Consider the following 21,896-nt stretch of genomic DNA (forward strand, 5'->3'; position numbering starts at 1 on the left):
TCTCGCAAATCAAAACTCTTAGCCTTTAGCGATCGCCCTTACAATAATTAATCAGTTTGCTAGTCAAAGCGTCTTGATTTGCGGCTGCTTGATTCGCCTGTTGGCCGGCTCTAATAATATCTGCTTGAGCGGTTTGGATTTGCTCTCGACCTTCTATACTTGTAGAAGCGAGATTTCCAGCCTGAAGACTTTTGCTTATGTCGCCGAGTGCTTGACTAATTTCCTGGAATGATTTAACCGATGGCTGCTGAATTTCTTTGAGGGTTGAATCTGTTATTCGCAGATCCTCAAGTTCATTCGCTATCAGGTTCAAATTTTTAGCTAAATTGTCGGTCGTTGCAGCATCGTTGCTGTCTTTATCAACCTCAAGGAGAGCGTTGCCTTTGTTGACAATTTCAGTAAATTTAGTACACTGGACAGCTCGGCTATCGCTGCAACTAATCGTCAGCGTACAGCAAGCAACAACTATCAACAGGATGGCAATCTGTTTGCGAAAAAAGTACATGAACCCTCGGTTGCAAAAAAAGTAGATTCTGGGATTTTGTCGTAGAGTGCGTCACTCGATTTTCGATTTTCGATTTACTTGCGACATTGAATCAAAGGAGCTGGAACTTTGGTCTAAAATTAGGGATTGTCCACAAGGCGAGTGTACGCGGCACAGTATCCGTTTTTGGGTGTGTCAGCGGGCCGATCGATATATCGACTGTCGAAAAACTTTCGCGACATTCAGACACGCTCTACTAAGCTAAACTACGTACCTGTTTAGGAACTATGGTCAAAAACAGCAATAACCTAAAGAAGGGAAGCATTTGGGGATATCTTACCCTGCTTTTGCCTATTTCCTTGACGGCGGTTGCCAGTTTCGAGTCGGGAAGGATGTTTTGGGCGATCGCCACCACTGCGGGCATTGCTTGGGCTTACAAACTCTACCACCAGCAGCAAAAACATAAACTCGCTCATTTAGACTCGGTTTTCTATAAGTTGATCAAGGAAAATCAAGGGCGAGTTACGGCTTTGGATTTGGCGATGAATGCGAAACTCCCCGGCGAAAAGGTTCAAGAGTATCTCGACGAACGAGCTTCTGAGTTTGCCGCAGATTTTGAAGTGACGGAACAAGGCGGAATTTTGTATTATTTTCAAATAGCTCCACCTGTCAATCAAAGCGAAACAGCTAATGCGGGAATAGCTGTTCAAGAGCCTCCCACAAATCGGGAAAAAGCACAAGATAAAAAACCAAATTTATTCCCCATAGCTTCAACCAAGACTCCTCAAAAGCCCAAAATCTCTTTTACCCAGACGGAACTCTCCCGCAGGTTCAAAGTTCACGCAACTACGATCGGCAAGTGGAAACTTAAGCCGGAGTTTGCTCAGTGGAGTCGCGAAAAAGACCCGGAGGATCTCGCCTGGGAATATTCTACAGAAAACAAGCGATTTTATCCCAAAGATTGAGTGCCTCCGGTATTTGCCAAAATATCTCAAGAAACCCGGTTTATACGATGCTCTGCAGTTGGTAACGAATAATTTGGCAACAAACCGGGTTTCTGAGACTTGAGCGCGTGTTGGACTGATTTTACTGCGGTTGACTGAAAGCATCCAGGATACACGCCCCCGGATTCATTCCTTCGCAGACTCAGGACCGAGAAATAAAAAAACTGTATCCGATGAAACTTGCCCCCCGAATTTATCCGTGGGGTCAATGCTTCAAATCTAAAATCTAAAATCTAAAATCTAAAATCTAAAATCTAAAATCGATTGACCGATCGACCTGTTTAGGTTACTTTAAGTAAAATCATGTATTGTTGAGTTTGCCAAATAAAAATCGGTAAATTCGATCGTCCTATCTCTGACTTTTTTCTCCTATGTCCAAAACAACCTTGCGAGTAGTCGCCCGCCTCGTCGCGTTTCCCGACAAAGTAGCAGAACTTAAATCTCTGCTGCTGAGCGTTATAGAACCAACTCGCAAAGAAAAAGGCTGCATCAAATACGAGCTCCTGCAAAATCAAGCCGACCCCACAGATTTTACGTTTGTTGAAGAGTGGGAAAGTGCAGATTTGCTCGAACTACATCTCGGTTCAACTCACATTCAAGACGCCGTACAGAAATTAGACGGTTTGGCCGTTGGGCCTCCAGATATCCGTCGCTATGAATTGCTAGCTTAATCGGGTTTTTATAGCAATTTGATTAAGGTTTTTGAATTAGCTTCGACCCCCCTAGCCCTCCTGAGTAAGGGGGGGGACAAGAGTGAAAGTTAAAATTTTACTAACTTGGGAAATTTTTATGACATTAGCAACAATAAAACAGTTATTTATTTATCCCATTAAAGGGCTGACACCGCAAGAAATGTCGGAGTTTGCTTTAACAGCAGGACACGGAATTAAGGGCGATCGAGCTTTTGCCTTAATGTTTGCAGATAATCTGGAAGCTGCAAAGATGCCCGCCCAAAATGTCCCTTGGATGAGCAAAAAAAATTTTGCTGTCCAAAACGATTGGCCTTTGTTAGCAGCTTTAGAATGTGATTATCAACCGGAAACGGCCGTTTTAACAGTCAAGCGTGAAGGAGTTGCAGTGTTATCCGCAGAAACAAACACAGCAGCGGGGCGCGATCGCATCGGCAGTTTTTTCACAGAATATCTAGCCGCAATTGAACCCACAAAAGAAGCGAGACACCCGCAGTTTGCACCTTTGCACTTAGTCGGCGACACCAGTGGCGAAACTCGTTATCCCGATCGAGAACCAGTACACATTTCTTTACTCAGTCAAGCCACATTAGACCAATTAACGGAAATTGCTGTTCAAAACATTGACGTGGGCCGATTTCGCCCGAACATTGTGCTAGAAGGTATGGCAGCTTGGTCAGAATTTGAGTTGATCGGAAAACAGTTTCAATTAGGAACGGCGCGCATAGAAGTTACAGCACGAATCGGTCGCTGTGTCAATATAGAAGTGAATCCAGAAACAGGCGATCGGGATATTTCCTTACTCAGTTTACTGCAACAGGAATTCGGTCACGCGCAAACTGGAGTTTTAGCCAAAATTATTAACAGCGGCACAGTTAAAATTGGCGATGTTTTGCATCCCTAGAATAATCAGTTGATGCGTTGTTATATATCCGAAGCCTTTAGAGGCGTGCCCTAGTCCACAATCCGAACCAACAGGAGACAATATTAACACAAAACCCGCCCCAAGCTAGCGACTCCTTATGCTTCCGGCACCCTCACCTTATTACCAATTAAATTCAGAAAACTCGTTCCAAAATGTTGAATCTCCAAAAAGTTAGCATAGGAAGGAGTTGACTTGTAAACTCTAAAAGTCCGCATAATTCCTAAAGTCGCGGCACTTTCTAGCGGGCCGATAAAGCTAGTATCTCTATCCAAAAAATGAGACTGCTTAGCCCAATGTGCCATTTGTTCCGCATTCAAAAAATAGCAGCCGGAATGAGGATTCAAAGCCCGCTCAAAAGCGACTGTTTGTTCCATGATTTTTCCCATTAACTGCCGCTGCTCCTCTACATTTTGAAACGGAGAAGTCGCTGAGTCTGCTAAATCACCATCAACATATGCTTTAAAAACCGCGCCTTTAGGCGCTATTTCATAGCGATTAGGTTGCAGCAAATTCCCATTTCCTCCGTGATGCGTAAACCACTTTAATTTACTAAAAAACCACGGATCATGCAGAACTAAATCATCTTCCAAATAACAGAAATAATCGTATTTGTTAAGGCACGCTCGCAAAACTGCTTGACACTCAAACCCCAACAGCAGCGGTTCGCATTTAGTAGCGTGGTGCATAAAACATCTGGGCTGCACTGGCAGTTGAGGCAACAGATGATAACCTTGAGTAGTGCAAACAACAATGTCAATTTCGTGCTGTTGAGATTGATTTGCTGGGATAGTTGCACATTCGCTAATGTCAATCATGGACTGAGATTTGCCGTACAAGGCTTGCAGCGATGTCACGCAAGCGGTTAAAGCATTTAGTCGGGGCTGCGGATCATTTCGCTGGGAAGCGTGTTTCCCGTCGCCGCTGGGATTGTAAAAGTGAGCAATAGTGAATAGAATTCGCATTGGTGTGGAGTAACAATTAGAAATTAAACAATAAAACAGAACGATCGCACAATAACCCTATAAATCTTACCGCACTTAGTCACCAAATAACTCCGGCAGGCGATCGCGCAACTCAGAATTTAAACGTGGCAACTCGTCCCGCATTTGTAAGTACCAATCTCGCCGCTGCCGGTAGTGCCCACGCAGCAAGCGGTTGTCCCGCACCCATTCGTAAGCATTCGCGGCTATTTTCCGGCGCATAGAAGTGTCTGAAATCAGCGAATTTAGTTTGGTTTCAAACTCTTTTTCATATCTATAAATCAATCCGGTTTCACCTTCGACAATCGAATGTTCGTAAACAGTGGGACTCGCCAGCACCGCTACTCCCCGCGCTGCACATTCAATAAACTTTAAGTCGGATTTCGTTTCGTTAACCGGGTTGGAAACGAGCGGCAGCAAAGCTATATCGCAACTGTACATTATTTCTTGATACCGTTCGTAACTGCAAAATGGTTCAAATTCTTTTTGCTGTATTTTCAAGGATTCAAAAAATCTGCGGTCGTGGATTACTTTAACTTTAATCCGGTGCTTGTGTGCGACTAAAACTCGATTTAGCGCTGCCATAATCGGCTGCCAATCTTTTTCGCGGTTGAGTGCACCAAAAAAAATTGTGACTGTATCTTCTGCCGAATAAATTCGTGGCGGGGGTAAATAGGCTAATTGATTGGGAAATACAGCAACATTGTGATTGTAAGACCGCAAAATTTTTGCTAGCGGTTCCGTAGAAGTTTGCACGCAGTGACAGCCGCGATAGCTAAGGTAGTTATTGTCGGCGTATTCGCGGCGACGGATGGGATTGTCGTCAATTTCAGCTACTATTAAATAGCCTTGTTGCAACAGTTCTTTGAGTTGAGGAATATAGCCGGGATATTGCATAATTGTCCGCTGCCAAATGAAGACTTTTTCTTCTTCCGGCAGGGGGGGAATTAATCCTGCTGTTTTCACGCCGGATACGGTGCGGACACCGGGAATTGTAGCGCTAAATTTGTCCGGTTCCAAAACTCGCACACGATCGCACCCTGTAGGAGCCATAATGATAGTCTGAATCAGCAGTCTGCGCGCAGGTGCGGTAGATTTGGTCGATCGCACGATATAATGTTCAGCACCGGTTTCCGTAGCAAAACTGCTCGATGTTAGCTCTAAAGCCTTTACCATTGGATGCAGTAATTCCTGAAAGTGGACAAAATTTTCGGTTTTGTGTCCCTTTCCTTGGAATTCGTAAACCTGCAATCCGGCTTGAGCAAATAGTGATTTAATACTTTCTAGGGTAAACCAGTGCTGCATCTTGTTGTCGGGATTCTCCCACTGTCCCCGCAACAGATTGACAATCCGCCGCCAGTATTGAACATTAGGGATTCTAGCGAGAATTTGCCCCTCTGGATTCAGCAAAACACTGTACTGCTTGAGGACTTCCCAGGGATTTTTGAGGTAGGGTAGCAAGTCACCAAAAACCAAACAATCCACGGTTCCTGGGGCGATGTCGAGACTTTCGAGGGCAATTTCTTCAATATCGGCTACCGTCACCCAGTTTAGCCGATCGACTGCTATTTTAGCTTTTTCTCGATCGCATTCAATGCCAATATACTGACAATGGGGATTGATCAGCTTGTACTGTTCGCCCGTCGATCCCGTACCGCAGCCAATTTCAACAATGACTTTAGCATCCGGCGGTAGCAGCTTCAAGAAGTCGTGGTTGGCGCGATCGATCACTTTGTCTAAAATTCCTGATTAGTTGATCGTAAAATAAAACAGAGCAACCCATGCCGACAGACAACCAGCCGAAGGTTAGCATTGCGATGCCAGTATACAATGGCGATCGGCACATTTGTCAAGCCTTAAATTCTCACTTGCGAACTTTTTTTCTTTTCTATTCTCTTGGTCTGGGTTAAGAGCGTTTCCTTTAAATCTTATTCACCAATCCTACAAGGATTGCTATATTTGAGCATACTAAGTATGGAAGACCCGTTTTTGGATACTTAAACTAATATTTAAGGACAGTAAGTACGAAACCGCCTATTTTTTTATTTTTTAGCAAGCCCCAACACTTCTGTCTCCCATCTCATCACTTCAAACCTAATAATAAGGCGATTCCGCCGATCGCACCAACTACCCCCAAAACAGCCCGAATGCTGACTTTTTCGCCCGCCAGCACGGCTAAAGGCAGTATAAATAGGGGACTGGTAGAACTGAGTGTTTGAGCGATTGCTGCGGGTGCATATTTCAGCGAAGTCTGTTGCAGGAAAATTCCGAGATAGGTTCCTAAAAAAGCTGCCATAATTATGGCAGCTAATATTTTGGAGGATTTTAATTGTTTGAAACTGTCAAGGTTTGTTGGCTTCAAAAAGCACAGCATGGCTGCCATACCACCGCTCAAACGCAAGGCCGCCGTCCACAGGGGATCAATATCTATTTGAGTGAAGGCGGCGCGGGATAAAATTGCTCCAACGGCGTGGGATGTTTGTCCTAATAAACTAATACCTAATCCCTGCCAAAGATGTTTTGATGATAAGGTTGTTTCGGCTGTTCGTTCGGCAATTACCCAAGCTACGCCGCAGATTGTTAAAAGAATGCCAGTACAAGCAATGGGCGATAATTTTTCTTGCAAAAATATTAAGCCCAATAAAGCTGTTAAAGGGGGAGATAGGGTTTCTAAAAGCAGCGTTCGCCTCGCGCCTAAATATTTTAATACGATAAAGAAAGCGGTGTCTCCGATGCCAATTCCTAGGCCGCCGCTAATCAGCAGCATTGCTAAAATATTAGGGTTGATTGCGGGTAAAGATTTTCCTAAAATTAGTACAGTGGCAAGGAGCATGAAAAGGGCGATCGCACCTTTGAGCAAGTTTAGCACCACTGCTGGGATTTGCTGTCCTACTCGCTGCCAGATGGTGGAAGATAGAGCCCAGACAAATGCAGCGCCTAAAGCGGCTATTTCACCCATAAAATTTGTTGACTGTTAACGGTTGACTGTTGACTGTTGTGACCAATTCCCGATGCCCGATGCCCGATGCCCGATGCCCGATGCCCGATGCCCGATGCCCGATGCCCGATGCCCAATGCCCGATGCCCAATATAAATTTAGGGTTCCAGACTTATCATCTGGAACCCTAAATTTATTAAGCTTTTCTAGCAGTGGGCGGGGAGAGAATCGAACTCTCATACCTTTCGGTGTCAGATTTTGAGTCTGATGCGTCTACCAATTTCGCCACCCGCCCTTTTTCGTTTCACCATCATAACACACCGATCGATTTCCTGCAAGCAAAGATTCATAATCTTTTGAACTTGCCCAGCGATCGATCTCTCTGGCGCGCAATACTGGTACAGGATGGGACAACTGAGCCGTCTGAGCTTGTTTGAGCATATCTCCCAGTTGAGTGCTGCTGAGGTCGTCGTAGGATCGCGCCTGCGCCAAAAACGCATCGACATTCAGTTTGGGAGCTAAAGTCGGCGAACCTCCGGCCAGTTTCATCAACAGTGATGCTACCACTCTTGGGTCTTGAGTCGCGAGCAAGGCGGCGCGATCGCACGTAAATTCCGCACACCGCAACCATTCCAACATTTGTGCCTGCAAACCCTGCGCCAGCACGGCTCCCACAGGCGAAATTTGGCCGGCGGCCAACACAATTAAATTAGCCAGAGTCAGGTAAACTCCGTGCTCGCACTTCAAATGCCCCAACTCATGAGCAATTACTGCCTTAACTTCCTCGTCTGTGAGCAAATCAATCAGAGAAGTGTGCATCACCACAAAAGGCTGTTTTCCCCGCATCGCAAAGGTGTAAGCATTTGGCATCGGATGCTGGCGGACATAAAGCTGCGGCACCTCCAAATCCAGAGTTTTGCAGGCATCCACTAGCAATTGATGCAGGTGCGGCAATTGATTTTCGCCGACTTGGACGCTGGAAGCCAGATTTTCCAGCATAAAAAACTGTTCGCCAAGTTGTCCCAGCAACTGCCGCACGATCAAATCCAGGCCGGGCAGTTGTTTGAGAGTGCTGGTAGCTTCCAAGTCTAGCGGGTGGCGAAACTGGTCTGCTTTCAAACCAATGAGCGGTATGTTCGACATTTTAGTTATTAGTCAGTTGTCAGTTGTCAGTTGGCAGTTGGCGGTTGGTAGTTGGTAGTTGTCATTCATCTTAATGACTAGCGAAGAATTGCTAACGAAGAAACACAAGACTGACGCAAAAAGGGTTTGACACACTACCACTGCCAACTGACTACTGCCAACTGACTACTGACTACTTTAAACCCGATCGCACGGGATTGACAGGAGCCTCAGCAGTCGCCGGGTCTGTACCCTCTTTGACCCGCCGCAAGTTAGCTCCCAATTTTTGCAGTTTCACCTCTAACTGCTCATAGCCGCGGTCTAAGTGCTGCAAGCTGCTGATAGTGGTGACACCATCGGCTGCAAGTCCCGCTAACACTAACGCCGCCGAAGCCCGCAAATCTGTTGCCACTACCGGCGCACCCGACAGCCGCGACACTCCGCGCACAATCGCTACATTGCCTTTAAGGCGAATGTCCGCGCCCATGCGGTTGAGCTCTGCTACGTGGCGCAAGCGGTTCTCAAACACGGTTTCTTTGATCAAGCTGTCCCCTTCGCTCAGCGTCAGCAAAGCCATAAACTGAGCTTGCATATCTGTGGGGAAACCGGGATAAGGCAGAGTTTCGATGTCTGTGGCCGAGTGAGTTTGGCCGGGAACTATCCGCAAAATGTCGGGGGATTCTGCAATAATTTTCGCCCCAATTGTCTTTAATTTGGCAATGACTGCGGTCAGGTGGTCGGGAATTATCGGCGACAAACTGATTTCCGAGTGAGTGATGGCTCCGGCTACTAAAAATGTCCCGGCTTCAATGCGATCGGGAATAATTGAATAGTCTACCGCGTGCAGCTTAGGAACTCCCGAAATGACGATCGTATTCGTGCCGGCGCCTTGAATTTTTGCTCCCATGGCGCGGCAGAAATTCGCCAAATCTGCGACTTCCGGCTCTTGAGCTGCATTTTCAATCACGGTTTCTCCTTCAGCCAGAGTCGCCGCCATCATCAAAGTTTCTGTTGCGCCGACGCTGGGGTAGTCCAAATAAATTTTGGCTCCTTTCAGGCGGCGATTTGGCCCTTTGACGTAAGCGTGAACCGTGCCGTGGTCGATGTGGACTTCGGCACCGAGGGCTTGCAGACCACGAACGTGGAGTTCAACGGGTCGGGCACCGATGGCGCACCCACCGGGCAAGGGTACTTTGGCAAATCCTAAACGCGCTAGCAGCGGGCCGATGATGAAGAAGCTCGCCCGCAGTTGGCTGACTAATTCGTAGGGGGCTTGAGCGTCTATGAGGTTGCTGGCGTTGATGTCTAAAACGTCCCCATTCTGCTGTAATTTGACTCCTACAGCCGAGAGAATTTGCCCCATCCGGGCGACATCGACTAGACCGGGAACGTTGCGGAGGCGGCAATCCTCTGGGCAGAGCAAGGCTCCTGCCATGACGACTAAGGCCGAGTTTTTGGCGCCGCTGATTTTGACGTGTCCTTTAAGGGGCTGGCGGCCCCAAATTTGCAATACTTGTTCGTCGCTTTCAGGTGAAGCTGGCAGGTTAGATGAGTTCTGAGCTGGTGTAATGGGTTTGCCCTCCATAATGCGCTTCGTTACTTTATACATTATTAATTTTGGTTCGATTTTACCGGAAAGTTTTTATATGTCTAGGGGTAACATTAGGAATTCTTGGCATTATATTTGCCAACCTTCAGTCGGGGCAAGGCTTTCAGGTTTACCCGCACAAATATTGTCCATCTAGTCTCATGAAGTTATCTGTATCAAAATTTACGTTCATTTGTAGCGCTCGCTCGGATCTCAGATGTTGTAACTTTGTCAACGATCTTTTTAAGTAAAAGCGGACCCGGTTGTTGACAAAGGTGTAAGATATCGGTTCGATCGACAATGCCAGAAAGTTAACACATTGTCGATCGCCCCATTGCCTGTGCTACCCTGTGACAACAACCTAGAGCCAAAGCTACTCCTAGCATATGGTTCACATTAAACGGATCGAACTGACTAACTTTAAATCTTTTGGCGGCACGACGGCCATTCCCGTGCTGCCCGGTTTTACTGTGGTTTCCGGGCCCAACGGTTCTGGGAAGTCCAACATCCTCGACGCTTTGCTGTTTTGTCTCGGACTTTCGAGTTCTAAGGGAATGCGGGCTGAACGTTTGCCGGATTTGGTGAATAGCGCCCAAAACAAACGCGGTACGATCGAAGCTAGTGTGACTGCGACTTTTGCGCTGGAAGATGTGGGGGAGGAATGGTTCGCGCGGGATGAAGATGAGGATGAAAATGCAGCAGATGAGTTATCTGTTGCAGCAAAGGAAGTCGAAGGGATAGAAATTGTCGAAACTCAAGACAACAACGGACAATCATCTGCCAATCGAAAATCCAAAATCCAAAATCCAAAATCGGATGAGTTATCTGTTGAAGCAGAGGAAGTCGAAGGGATAGAAACTGCCGAAACTCAAGACAACAACGGACAATCATCTCCTCTCAATCAAGAATCGCCTCTATCTGTTGAAGAAGTCGAAGGGATAGAAATTACCGCAACTCAAGACAACAACGGACAATCATCTCCTGTCAATCGAAAATCCAAAATCCAAAATCCAAAATCGGATGAGTTATCTGTTGAAGACGTAGAAGAGATTGAAATCGCAGCAACTCAAGACAACAACGGACAACTACTCGCTACTAATAAAAAATCCAAAATCCAAAATCCAAAACCGGATGAGTGGAGTGTGACGCGCAAACTTCGGGTAACTCGCCAAGGTACTTACACTTCAACTTATTACATTAACGGTCAACCTTGCACGCTGACTCAACTTCACGAACAACTCAACCGCTTGCGAATTTATCCCGAAGGCTATAACGTCGTGCTACAAGGAGACGTTACCAGCATTATTTCGATGAATTCTAAGGAACGCAGAGAAATCATTGACGAATTGGCTGGGGTGGCTCAGTTCGATCGCAAAATCTCTTTAGCTAGGCAGAAGTTGGATGAAGTTAAAGAGGTGGAAGAACGCAGCAGTATTGTAGAAAAAGAGCTGATTTCTCAGCGCGATAGACTTGCTTCCGATCGCACAAAAGCGGAAAAATATCAAAAATTGCGGGCGGAATTTCAAGAAAAGTCACAGTGGGAAATTGTGCTGAAATTCCGCCAGTTGCAAAAGCAAGAATGGAAACTGCGCGAACAAATCGAAGCGGGCGATCGCACTTCTGCATCTCTCACGGAACAACTGCAAGCAATTAGCACCCAAATTCAAGAAGCAACGGCGGAACTTGACGCGCTGAATGCCCGCGTTAAAGCTTTGGGAGAGTCGGAATTGTTGGCTTTGCAAGCGACGATTGCCACTCAGGAAGCGGAAAGGCGGCAACTGCAAAACCGCAAACAGGATTTGGAAAAAACTGCTGGGCAGATGGCGGCTAATATAGCACAAACCGAGGAAGAGGTTCGCCAATTCCGGCAAAGTTGGGAGCAAATTGAGATTGAAATATCTTATGTTAAGTCTCAAATAGGAAATTTGCAGGAACAGCGAGATGCAGCCCAGCAAAGTTTAGATGAAAGTCGGGAAGTTGCCAATGCGATCGCCTCGACGGCCGAAGTTTGGGTGCAGCAGCAAACGGAACTGCACCGCCAAATCGAAACAATTCAACAAACTTTGGAACCGCAGCGTACAGAACAAGCTACCATTGGCGAAAGAGCCGATCGCCTGCAAAGTCAAATTCAAGAACAAAACCAATCGTTGCAAGTATTGGAACAGGAAATTGCCGCGAAAAAAGAGCAGCAATCCCGCCTTGGGGAAACCAAAGGTGTGGCATCTTTGCAAGTAGAATCGCTGAATCAGATTTTAGTCGAAGCCGAACAAGAATTGCAACTGCAACAGGAAACTCAAACTCGTTTGTTGGAAGAACAGCGGGAAAGACAGCGCAAATTAGACAAACTAGAAGTGCAGTTTCAAGCACTGCAAGAAGCGACGGGAACATTTACTGCAAAAATTGTCGTGCAAAGCGGAATTGGCGGAGTTTGCGGCTTGGTGGCTCAACTCGGCAGGGTAGAACCGCGCTATCAGTTGGCGCTGGAAATTGCGGCGGGCGGGCGCATGGGAAATATGGTGGTGGAAGATGACAGCGTGGCTGCTGCTGCGATCGAATTGTTGAAACAAAAACGGGCGGGAAGGATGACGTTTTTGCCTTTGAATAAGATTAGGGGCGGCAGGTATTCGGTGAATGAAAATTTGCGGCGCGCGGCTGGGTTTGTGGATGCGGCTGTTAATTTGATTGACTGCGATTCGCGGTATCAGGAGATTTTTGCTTACGTTTTTGGCAGTACGGTTGTGTTTAGCAACCTCAGTGACGCCCGCCGCTATTTGGGACAGTACCGGATTGTCACTTTGGACGGGGAAATTTTGGAAACTAGCGGGGCGATGACTGGGGGAAGTTCTAGTAACAGATCTACCTTGCATTTTGGCACGGTTGAGGCTAGTGAGGCTGCTAGTGAAGCGCGGACGATCGCATCTCTGCAAGAAAGGTTGGAGGAAATTGAGCGGATTTTGGAACGGTGCAAAATTGCGATCGATCGCGCGTCTGTTGCAGTCAAAACTCGCAGCCAAGAATTGATGGAAGCAAAACAGAATTTGCGCGAACATCAGTTGCGCTTGGAACAGTTGGATTCAGAAATTAAGAATTTGCAAGCGCAACAGGAACAAGTGCGATCGCAAATTGCGAAAAATACACAGGAATTAACTAATTCGCGATCGAGATTGCAGTTGCTGGAACGAGAATTGCCCGCACAGGAAACTCAATTGCAGCAGTACCGCCAAACTTTGGCGCAGTTGGAAGAGTCGAACAGTCACAGCGAATGGCAGCAAATGCAATCGAGTTTGCGCGCTCTAGAAGCGCAACTGCAAGAGCGAGAATTGGCTCTGAGAAACGTCCAGCAGCGCCTTGTAGACTTGGAAAATCAATTTGGGCGTTTGGAAGACAAAATTAAGGAAGGCAGTGAGAAGTTGCAGGAATGGCAAGTGCAGCAAAACGCGGGGGCGGATGCGATCGATCGCATTGTTTCGCAGCAGTTAGAACTCGATCGGCAAATTGCGGAAGCTAAGGCGGCTTTGGGGGAAATTGAGGAAAAATTGGGCGTGCAGAAGGGAGAGCGCGATCGCGCGGAATCTCAACTGCGAGAACAGCATTTAGCCAAACAGCAGTTACAATGGCAGTTGCAAAAACTCCACGAAACCCAACAAGAACGCCGGGAACAATTGAGCGCAATCCGCACTCTATTGGAAGCGCAGCGGGCGGAAATGCCCGATCCCGTGCCGTCGATTCCTGAAAATGTCGAGAAAGCCAATTTGACGGAATTGCAGCAGGAAGTAAAGGCGATCGCCAAACGCATTCAAGCTTTAGAACCTGTCAATATGCTAGCCTTGGAAGAGTACAACCGCACTCAAGAACGCCTTCAAGAATTAAGTCAAAAATTGACGACATTGGAAGGAGAACGCACTGAACTGCTGTTGAGAATCGAAAACTTTACCACACTCAGGCGGCGCGCTTTTAAAGAAGCTTTCGACGCGGTTAACGAGAACTTCCAGACTATCTTTGCGGAACTTTCCGAAGGCGATGGCTATCTCCAGCTAGATGACCAGGAAGACCCCTTCAGCAGTGGCTTGAATTTGGTGGCACACCCGAAGGGCAAACCCGTACAGCGGCTGGCTTCCATGTCGGGAGGCGAAAAGTCCTTGACGGCGCTGAGTTTTATTTTTGCGCTGCAACGCTACCGCCCGTCTACGTTCTACGCTTTTGATGAAGTGGATATGTTTCTGGATGGGGCAAATGTGGAGCGATTAGCTAGAATGATAAAACGACAGTCTGAACAAGCCCAGTTTATTGTTGTGAGTTTGCGGCGACCTATGATTCAATCGGCTGAGCGTACAATTGGCGTTACTCAAGCACGGGGAGCTTATACTCAAGTCATCGGACTGAAGTTGTAGTCCCGGAGTTTATGTTAACGCTCGTGTTGAGTGATATATGTACTTAATAAATCAGGATTAAAGTTAGAATGACATCCGAACAAATCTGCCAACGCTCCGATATTCTAGGCACTCAAGTCATCACCCGCGACAGAGGTAAACGCTTGGGGGTGGTTAGTCAATTGTGGGTGGACATTGACCGGCGGGAAGTTGTGGCGATCGGTCTGCGTGATAATATATTCGCGGTCGCTGGAATGCCGAAGTTTATGTTCCTCAGCAATGTCAGTGAAATCGGCGACGTGCTGTTGGTGGAAGATGAGAGCGCGATCGAAGACGATGTTGATGTTGAAGTCTACAGCATTTTGATTAACAGCGAAGTTATTACCGAAACCGGCGAACTTTTAGGTAGGGTGCGGGGCTTTAGGTTCGACCCCGAAGACGGTAAGTTAGTTTCTATAATTATCGCTTCCCTGGGAATCCCCCAAATCCCCGACCAAGTTCTCAGCACTTACGAGTTGGGGATTGAAGAAATTGTCAGCAGTGGCCCGAATCGCTTGATTGTGTTTGAAGGTTCCGAGGAAAGGCTCAGGCAGCTTAGTGTGGGTTTGCTGGAGCGCGTTGGTTTGGGCCAAGCACCTTGGGAACGAGAAGAGGACGAGGCAGGTTATTATCCGAAACCCGTGGCTACGGGAAATCAATTGGGCCCGGGCGTGCGGATACCTGCACCGGAAATGCGGAGCCGGGTAGCTGCGCCTGCGGTGGAGGAAGTTCCTTGGGACGAGGATTTAGAGTGGAATCGGTCTGCGGTTCGCCAGCCGCAGATGCGCGCGGTGCAGGTACAGCAGCCCATCGAGGATTACGAGGATTACGAAGAGGATAATTGGGGCGGCGAGGAGGACGATTACGAAGAGGAGGAGTACGAGGAGAAGCCGCAATACACTCGCGCTGAGATTTCTCGCCCGAAGCAGCCGGTGGTGGAGTACGAGTACGAGGATGATGTGGAGGCTGATGCTTGGGCTGACGATGAGGCACCGAAGCCTTACCAGGCTCCTAGGGTTAATATCCCTGAGAAAACTAAGACTCCTGAGTATGAGGAGGAGCCTGGTTATTAGGAATTAATCAATTAGCTCAAACCAATATTTTGCACTCTTCTTAAGAACGGGCAAGATGCCCGTTCCACAATCAAGTTTATTTTTTGTGGAACGGGCTTCTAGCCCGTTGCTGATATTGGTGCAAGATGTGAGTTTAAACTGAGATGTGGCACTATTCTCGCTTAACATGCAAGATGCCCGTTCCACAAAAAGTAGATTTTCTTGTGGAACGGGCATCTTGCCCGTTGCTGATATTGGTGCGCTCAATCTAATTAAATTAGATCCATGAACTAGATAATACTGGCATGGCAGTTTAGTATACTTTGGCTGACGTTTCATATTATGTTAATGAGCGAAAAAGACTTTGCTAAAAATGTTGCTTTCAGATTAATAACATATCTAATTTTTCCAATTTTTTTATCCACCACCACGGCTGAAATGGTCTTGCGAGTTGCGGGATACAAACCCTGGCAAATCGAAAATGTTGATGTTGCGGTCGAACCAAAAGGTAACTTTTTTACCAAAGACTCGGAACTAGGCTACAAGCATTTGCCCGGTAAATTCAAGGTGACACTTAATGGCAATTACTCATTTAATGCGACTCACCTCAATAATAGTTTAAGAATTACACATCCACTCAATACTTATAATCCATCCTCAAAGAAACCTGAAATTTGGATATTGGGCTGTTCTTTTACCTACGGTTGGTCATTGAATGACAGCGAAACTTATGCTTGGTTGCTGCAAGAGAAATTACCCAAATATGAAATAGTTAATTTTGGCGTTAACGGCTACGGCACGCTTCACTCCTTTATTCAATTCAAAGAAGCACTCAAACAAGGAAATAAACCCGAAATTGCGGTGATTGCTTATGCGGGATTTCATGACCGTCGCAATACTTTATTAAGGGCGAGAAGAAAGCAAATGGCTGCTTGGAATAAACTCGGTATTCTATTTCAGCCCGATGCTAGGCTGAATGGAGAAAATAATTTTACCTACAGCATGGCAAAACTTGAATATCGCGAGTTCCCCCTGATGCGGGTTTCTGCATTAAGCCATTTTTTGGAGGTTAATTACAATCAATTTGAAGAGGGATTGTATAGAAGCCATGAGGTTTCTAAGGTAATTATTGAAGAATTCAACCGTGTGGCTGAGGCTAATGGTGTTAAGTTAGTTGTGGCAGGAATTAATGCGGGTTCTGCTAAAATGTTGAAGGAGTTAAGTCAGGAAGGAATTGCTACGGCGGATATTTCGGTTGATTTGAAAATACCTGCCAATAATAATTTACCTCATGACCTTCATCCAAGTGCGATCGCAAATCGGCAATATGCAGAAAAGTTGGAGTTTTTTTTGCAAGGTAGTGTTTTAAAGTAAGTTAACGAACCGCGAAGGCGCAAAGGGCGCGAAGGAAGAGGGAAAGAGGAAGTTTAGAAGTTATTTAGGGTTGCTAGACTGATGGGATTATTTGATGTTGTTTCTTTTAAATTGCCTCGTAAATTTATAATTGATGGTTTTTTCCTGTTTTTACTTGTTCTTATAACAGTTACAGTAACATCAATCTATGTATCCAGCGAACATACTTTTTATTGGTGGGATTACGCGGGATACAATACCGCTACAGTCAACACGGCAAATTTATTTCGAGACTCGCCAGATAAAGCATGGCGCGGAGTTATAGAATCGCTATCTAAGGAAAAAAACCTGTTAATTTCTCTGCCGTTAGTGCCGTTTATTCTCTTATTTGGCGAGTCTCGGCTGAGTTACATTCTCAGCGTATCCCTAATTTATGTGCTGCCGTTTCGCCTGTTGGTGGGGGCAATTTCTGTAAAGCTAATTCCAGTTTATTCCCGCCGGGTGTTTTGGTCTACTGTGCTGCTGAGTTTATTAATTCCGATGAGTTGGATACCGACTCTGCGGGGATATCTGGATACTGGTGGCTGTGTGTTTGTAGCCTTGGCAATTTGGGTTTATTTGCAGGATGTTAAGCTGAAATCTTGGTGGAAAATCCCGTTAATTGGGTTTTTGCTGGCGGCGGCTATTCTGTTGCGGCGCCATTTTGCTTATAGTGCGATCGCATTTTTTGGTGCAGCGAGTTTACAGGCTTTCATCGAGTTTATTGTACAGTATAGCAATCCCAAAGCAGTTATCAACATGGTTCAGGCTTTTAGCCGGGACGGGCTAGAAGCCCATCCCACAAGTCATTTAGGATTGCTATTTCAAAGTATTCAAAACAAAGGTTGGAAAAAATTGTTTGAATCCGGCATCAAATTAGGTTTGATAGCTGCAACTAGCTTGACTATTTTAATGTTGGTAGCGGGAGATTTTACTCGCAGTGCTCTGACGGTTGACTACCGCAATTTGTATGTCGCTTGGAGTTTGTCTGTAAATGATATTTTAACTCGTTATGCGGATTTTTACGGGTTGGGAACTTGGCTGCTGGTACTGATTGGTTTTTCTGCGGGAATTCTGACTCGAATCCTGGTTCCGGCGGCGGCTATTTTTGTTTCGTTGTTTGGGGTTTTGTCGCTGATTGAATGGCTGTTAGTGTTGCGTTACGGCTACTTGCACTATACAATTCATCTTACACCGATCGCACTTTTGGGACTATCCACATTTTTCTGGACAACTTGGCTGACACTCAAAGGAAAAGTCCGGTATTTCATGGTGGGCGCAGCGGGTTTGTACCTGGTTGTGAATGCCGCAGTCGGGTTAATTCCTCTCAAAATTGATTTGCCAAGACTGTTTGTGGGTAATTTTCCGCCGTTAGTGCGATCGGACTACGACGAAGTTGTAAAATTAGTAGAGTTTCTGCGAAAATTAGCACCCAATGAAGAACCAATTTATATTGCCGGTGCTTCTAACAGTTTTAATGCTAATATCCTCAGACAAGCTAACCGAAAATTAAACCCGCCGGAGGGTTGGTGGAAATTAAATACAATCGGGAGGCCGCAAATTGACTCGCGCGATACTTACCCGCTACCGGAGTTGTTGCAGTCACAATATGCGGTGGTTGCTACACCTTTTCAGCAGGTGTTACCGACTGACGAACAAGTTTTGCGATCGCACGAACAAGATGTTGTTAAAGTTGTGTACGATGCCTTTACTCAAAACTGGGAAATTGCCCGCGATTTCCAATTGCTACCGGAACAGTTTAAGCTAGAAAACGGCGTGACTGTCAGCGTTTACCGGAGGGTTCGGCCGACTGATACAGCAACGGCAGTTAGGACTCTGGAGGCGATGCAGCGGCAAATAGTCGATCGACCAGGCACGCAGTTAGATTGGATTAGTTTGCATCAATCAATCTACACAAGTGCTAATTATTCAGTCAGTCAAGAATCGGATAACCTATATAAGATTGTAACTCATCCAATTAAAAACAGCCAGAAAATCGATACATCTTTCCTATATTTAGGTTCCATCTCAGACAAAGTGAAAGTTACTGGCAAACTCAATTTACCTAACAAACAATGTCCGGGAGTTACCCTGCGCTTGACTTTGTGGGACAAGGAAGGTAAATTAGTAGACTCAGCAGAGATGGCTTATAGTCAAAAAAGTGCGATCGGTTTAAATCTATTAGTTGAGGGCAAAAATACCATTTATCTGCTGCTTGAGGTATTGAGTAGCAGCAAACAGGATTTATCAAACCAATGCCGACTGGAGATTAACAATTTGGCTGTCAGTAGGTAAATTGAACCGTCAATGCAAAAACATCAAAAATCCCACTGGTATTTTAATCTATCTCTGTATACTTTTGTCATCATCGGTTCCCTGATGGCTACAGGCTATCTTTTCCCGATTGGAGGCAACTTCCCAGAAGTGCCTCCCATTCAATTTATGTTAAATCCTGAACTGTATAAAAATGATTATTACGTTCAGGAAATGGTTAAATTCAATCCGAGATACTACTATTACTATATCATTTATTTGCTCGCAAACTTAGGAACAAGCATTCCCCTAGCGCATTTTATTTATCAATTCCTATCCTTCGGTTCATTTATCCTAGCTTGCTACGCAATTATCAATATCTATACTAATTCCAAACTGCCTGCCGCAGCGATGGCTTTTTTATGTATAGCCGCTTCATTTACAGATGTTGGTAACACGCTGATATTTTCCACCAAGTCAGTACCCAGTACCTTCGCAATGGGTTTCGCCATCTGGGGAATTTACTTTAGTTTGCGCCAGAAATGGCTGACAGGATATTTATTTTTTGGGCTGGGTTGTTTGCTGCAATTCTTAGTGGGTTTGTTGCCGGGATTGATGATGGTTCCCGTTTTAGTTATTGACTCTGTAAGACAGCGGAAGTTTAAAACATTGATTTTGGCGATCGCACTTTTAGCAGCAATGGCAAGTATCGTTTACGTACCGATGTTATTAACAGGTACTACCAGCACTCACACTATCGACAACGCCCAGTTTGTCTACATTCACGCGAAAGTGCGAAACCCCCACCATATCCTCCCGTCAAATTGGGATGTTGGGAATTGGTTCAACTTTATATGTTTCATAATTGGTGGCTTGCTGTGCATCAAAAATTCCGATTTATTGCCACAAGAAGACAAGATTAATTTTTATGTAATTGTTGGCACATCAATTTTTGCATTATTTCTAAATTACGTATTTGTCGAAGTTTATCCTTTAGCTTTTATCGCCAAACTACAGTTAGCTAGAACCGTACCTTTCGCTCAATTAATTATATTTATTGCTGTTGCTTTGAGGGCCGAGCAACTTTACCGAGAAAAACAAATAGCTATTAGCTTGTTGCTGTTAGCTGTACTAACTTTGCCTTTTAGGGGCATCATTTTCTTAGGATTATCAGTTTGGCAAACAAAAAATTACGTATTTACTAAACGAGATAATATATTGTTGTGGATTTTAACAGCAGGAACGGTAATTTTCAGCTTGATATATCCGGTGACTGATTCATGGGAAATAATGGGCGATCGAATAATTAGCATCCCAGTCCTTTTCTCCATTCTCGCCTTCCCATTCATTTTAGAAAAAACATCCCTTGCTAAATCTATAAAACAGACTATAACTCACACATTAGCCTTAATAACTACAGCCACCTTGGTTTTTGGAATAGCAGGAATTCTGCCTAAACCTCTATTAAATGTATTTCAAACAAGAGTTAATATCAATGCCGTTCCCAGAGACGACTTAAGCAAATTAGCTATGCGATTTTCGCAAATTAGCAGCCGCGATTCACTCGTATTAATTCCACCTTCAGTTACCAACTTCCAGTTTTTCTCCGAAAGAGCGATTGTCGTCAACTTCAAGAACTTCCCCTTTACCGAAAAAGGCATCAAAGAATGGCAAAATCGCATGGAAACCGTTTTAGGAGTCCCCTTAAACCCGCAAATGATTTGGGGAGGAAATGACTTTTTTATCCGCCGCAGCAGTGCGGATTTAGTCAAAGTAGCCAGAAACTATCAGGCAGATTATATCCTGACTCGTACTGACTGGCACCCAAATATTCAAGGGGAAATCGCAGACAAACAAGGCAAATGGATACTCTATAAAATTAGGTAATAGGTAATTGGTAAAACTTGTTAAATCCCCATCTAACTTTTAGATTAGTCAGCAGAGGTAGACTTTGCTTGCCTAGAAGCAATTGTAATAGCCGATTTATCAGCGTTAATCAGCGTTAATCAGCCTTAATCTGCGGTTAAATATCAAAACCTGAATCATCAATAATTTCGCTAATTTGCTTGTCCACATAATCAGCATCCACATTCCGTGCCATCAACTCAGCTAAAATCCCCAGAGAAATCAACTGCACCGACAGAATTGTACACAAAATCCCAAAAAATAACAAAGGTCGATTCCCGATCGGCCCAAAATTCATCCCCGCCAAATTCAGAAACCAAATAACTATCAAATAACTCAGCGAAACAGTTCCAACCAACCCAAAACACAATCCCAAACCCCCAAACAAATGACCTGGTTTGTGCAAATAGTGCGTCGTGGCTAATACTGTCAACAAATCAATAAATCCCCGCGCATAACGTTCCCAGCCGTAATTAGATTTTCCGTGCTTTCGCGGATGATGTTCCACAACTACTTCGCCAATTTTAAACCCTAAATTGTTTGCTAAAGCTGGAATGTAGCGGTGCAATTCTCCGTACAATTTAATCGACTGCAAAACTTCCCTACGATACGCTTTAAAACCGCAATTCATATCGTGCATTTGCACCCCAGTCAGCAAACACGCCACGGCATTAAACAGCTTGGAAGGTAAAGTTTTAGAAAGCGGGTCGTTTCGCTGTTTTCGCCAACCAGAAACTAAATCAAATCCAGATTCTAAATGATGTAAAAATTTGGGAATTTCAGCGGGATCATCCTGAAGGTCAGCATCGAGAGTAAAGATAATTATCCCTGCTGCATTGCGAAATCCTGCTGAAAGTGCGGCGGATTTGCCAAAGTTGCGGCGCATTTTAATCGCTTTAATTAGTTTGGGATGTTGGCTGGCTAAATCTGTGATTTCTTGCCAGGAATAATCGCGGCTACCGTCATCTATGAAAATGACTTCGTAACTGTCAATTTCTGTTTGGAACATGACAAGTTTAATTTTTTCAAACAGCAATTTGAGGGTGGCTTCTTCGTTGTGAACTGGGATTACGAAGCTGAGATGTTTTGGCATAGGGCTATTCTATTTAATTTGTGTTGTCAAGGAGATTTTTTTATTAACCGCAGAGGGCGCAG

Annotated in this window: 16 protein-coding genes and 1 tRNA gene; 8 read left to right on the forward strand and 9 right to left on the reverse strand. The window is 45.2% G+C overall.

Annotated features, from left to right (window positions below):
• Window positions 1–25 precede the first annotated feature (25 nt).
• On the reverse strand, window positions 26–505 hold the full coding sequence (locus tag Q5691_RS16030; RefSeq protein ID WP_333215427.1) for a hypothetical protein: 480 nt from the start codon (window positions 503–505) through the stop codon (window positions 26–28).
• Window positions 506–771: 266 nt separating this feature from the next.
• On the opposite strand from Q5691_RS16030, the gene Q5691_RS16035 reads away from it, so the two are divergent.
• The 3 genes from Q5691_RS16035 (at window position 772) to Q5691_RS16045 (ending at window position 3,081) form a co-directional block, all read left to right on the forward strand.
• Complete coding sequence (locus tag Q5691_RS16035) at window positions 772–1,449, forward strand: hypothetical protein (protein WP_333215429.1); 678 nt, start codon at window positions 772–774, stop codon at window positions 1,447–1,449.
• Between the two features lie 410 nt (window positions 1,450–1,859).
• On the forward strand, window positions 1,860–2,159 hold the full coding sequence (locus Q5691_RS16040) for a putative quinol monooxygenase (protein WP_333215431.1): 300 nt from the start codon (window positions 1,860–1,862) through the stop codon (window positions 2,157–2,159).
• 118 nt (window positions 2,160–2,277) lie between these two features.
• Window positions 2,278–3,081 (forward strand): MOSC domain-containing protein, encoded by an 804-nt coding sequence (locus Q5691_RS16045; RefSeq protein WP_333345591.1) that lies wholly within the window; start codon window positions 2,278–2,280, stop codon window positions 3,079–3,081.
• Between the two features lie 116 nt (window positions 3,082–3,197).
• On the opposite strand, the gene Q5691_RS16050 is transcribed toward Q5691_RS16045, so the two are convergent.
• The 7 genes from Q5691_RS16050 to murA all read right to left on the reverse strand — a co-directional run bounded on the left by Q5691_RS16050 (window position 3,198) and on the right by murA (window position 9,751).
• Entirely contained in the window at window positions 3,198–4,064 is an 867-nt protein-coding gene (locus Q5691_RS16050; protein ID WP_333215435.1) for a calcium-binding protein, read from the reverse strand.
• 75 nt (window positions 4,065–4,139) lie between these two features.
• Complete coding sequence (locus Q5691_RS16055) at window positions 4,140–5,813, reverse strand: methyltransferase domain-containing protein (RefSeq protein WP_333345593.1); 1,674 nt, start codon at window positions 5,811–5,813, stop codon at window positions 4,140–4,142.
• Between the two features lie 352 nt (window positions 5,814–6,165).
• Complete coding sequence (locus Q5691_RS16060) at window positions 6,166–7,041, reverse strand: DMT family transporter (protein ID WP_333310900.1); 876 nt, start codon at window positions 7,039–7,041, stop codon at window positions 6,166–6,168.
• Window positions 7,042–7,056: 15 nt separating this feature from the next.
• Window positions 7,057–7,260: a hypothetical protein gene (locus Q5691_RS16065; RefSeq protein WP_333345594.1), complete on the reverse strand. Its 204-nt coding sequence runs from the start codon at window positions 7,258–7,260 to the stop codon at window positions 7,057–7,059.
• Window positions 7,234–7,315 (reverse strand) — tRNA-Leu (locus Q5691_RS16070). Before Q5691_RS16070 ends, Q5691_RS16065 begins: the two co-directional genes overlap by 27 nt.
• Window positions 7,294–8,163 (reverse strand): M48 family metallopeptidase, encoded by an 870-nt coding sequence (locus tag Q5691_RS16075; RefSeq protein ID WP_333310896.1) that lies wholly within the window; start codon window positions 8,161–8,163, stop codon window positions 7,294–7,296. Before Q5691_RS16075 ends, Q5691_RS16070 begins: the two co-directional genes overlap by 22 nt.
• A gap of 172 nt (window positions 8,164–8,335) precedes the next feature.
• Window positions 8,336–9,751 (reverse strand): UDP-N-acetylglucosamine 1-carboxyvinyltransferase, encoded by a 1,416-nt coding sequence (gene murA, locus Q5691_RS16080; RefSeq protein WP_333345596.1) that lies wholly within the window; start codon window positions 9,749–9,751, stop codon window positions 8,336–8,338.
• A 365-nt stretch (window positions 9,752–10,116) separates the two neighbouring features.
• Between murA and smc the strand changes: the two genes are divergently transcribed.
• The 5 genes from smc to Q5691_RS16105 all read left to right on the forward strand — a co-directional run bounded on the left by smc (window position 10,117) and on the right by Q5691_RS16105 (window position 20,723).
• The gene (gene smc, locus Q5691_RS16085) at window positions 10,117–14,121 is read left to right on the forward strand and encodes a chromosome segregation protein SMC (protein WP_333345598.1); all 4,005 of its coding nucleotides are present in this window, start codon (window positions 10,117–10,119) and stop codon (window positions 14,119–14,121) included.
• 68 nt (window positions 14,122–14,189) lie between these two features.
• A complete protein-coding gene (locus Q5691_RS16090) occupies window positions 14,190–15,212 on the forward strand; it encodes a PRC-barrel domain-containing protein (protein ID WP_333213942.1) in 1,023 nt (340 codons plus the stop codon).
• 327 nt (window positions 15,213–15,539) lie between these two features.
• Window positions 15,540–16,565, forward strand: a complete 1,026-nt coding sequence (locus tag Q5691_RS16095) for an SGNH/GDSL hydrolase family protein (RefSeq protein WP_333345600.1) — start codon at window positions 15,540–15,542, stop codon at window positions 16,563–16,565.
• An 81-nt stretch (window positions 16,566–16,646) separates the two neighbouring features.
• On the forward strand, window positions 16,647–18,878 hold the full coding sequence (locus Q5691_RS16100) for a hypothetical protein (RefSeq protein WP_333345602.1): 2,232 nt from the start codon (window positions 16,647–16,649) through the stop codon (window positions 18,876–18,878).
• Window positions 18,879–18,890: 12 nt separating this feature from the next.
• Window positions 18,891–20,723, forward strand: coding sequence for a DUF6798 domain-containing protein (locus Q5691_RS16105; RefSeq protein WP_333310886.1), 1,833 nt, complete (start codon window positions 18,891–18,893; stop codon window positions 20,721–20,723).
• A 136-nt stretch (window positions 20,724–20,859) separates the two neighbouring features.
• On the opposite strand, the gene Q5691_RS16110 is transcribed toward Q5691_RS16105, so the two are convergent.
• Entirely contained in the window at window positions 20,860–21,834 is a 975-nt protein-coding gene (locus tag Q5691_RS16110) for a glycosyltransferase family 2 protein (RefSeq protein ID WP_333310884.1), read from the reverse strand.
• Window positions 21,835–21,896 lie beyond the last annotated feature (62 nt).

Source organism: Microcoleus sp. w1-18aA5 (assembly GCF_036701705.1).
Classification (GTDB): Bacteria; Cyanobacteriota; Cyanobacteriia; order Cyanobacteriales; family Microcoleaceae; genus Microcoleus.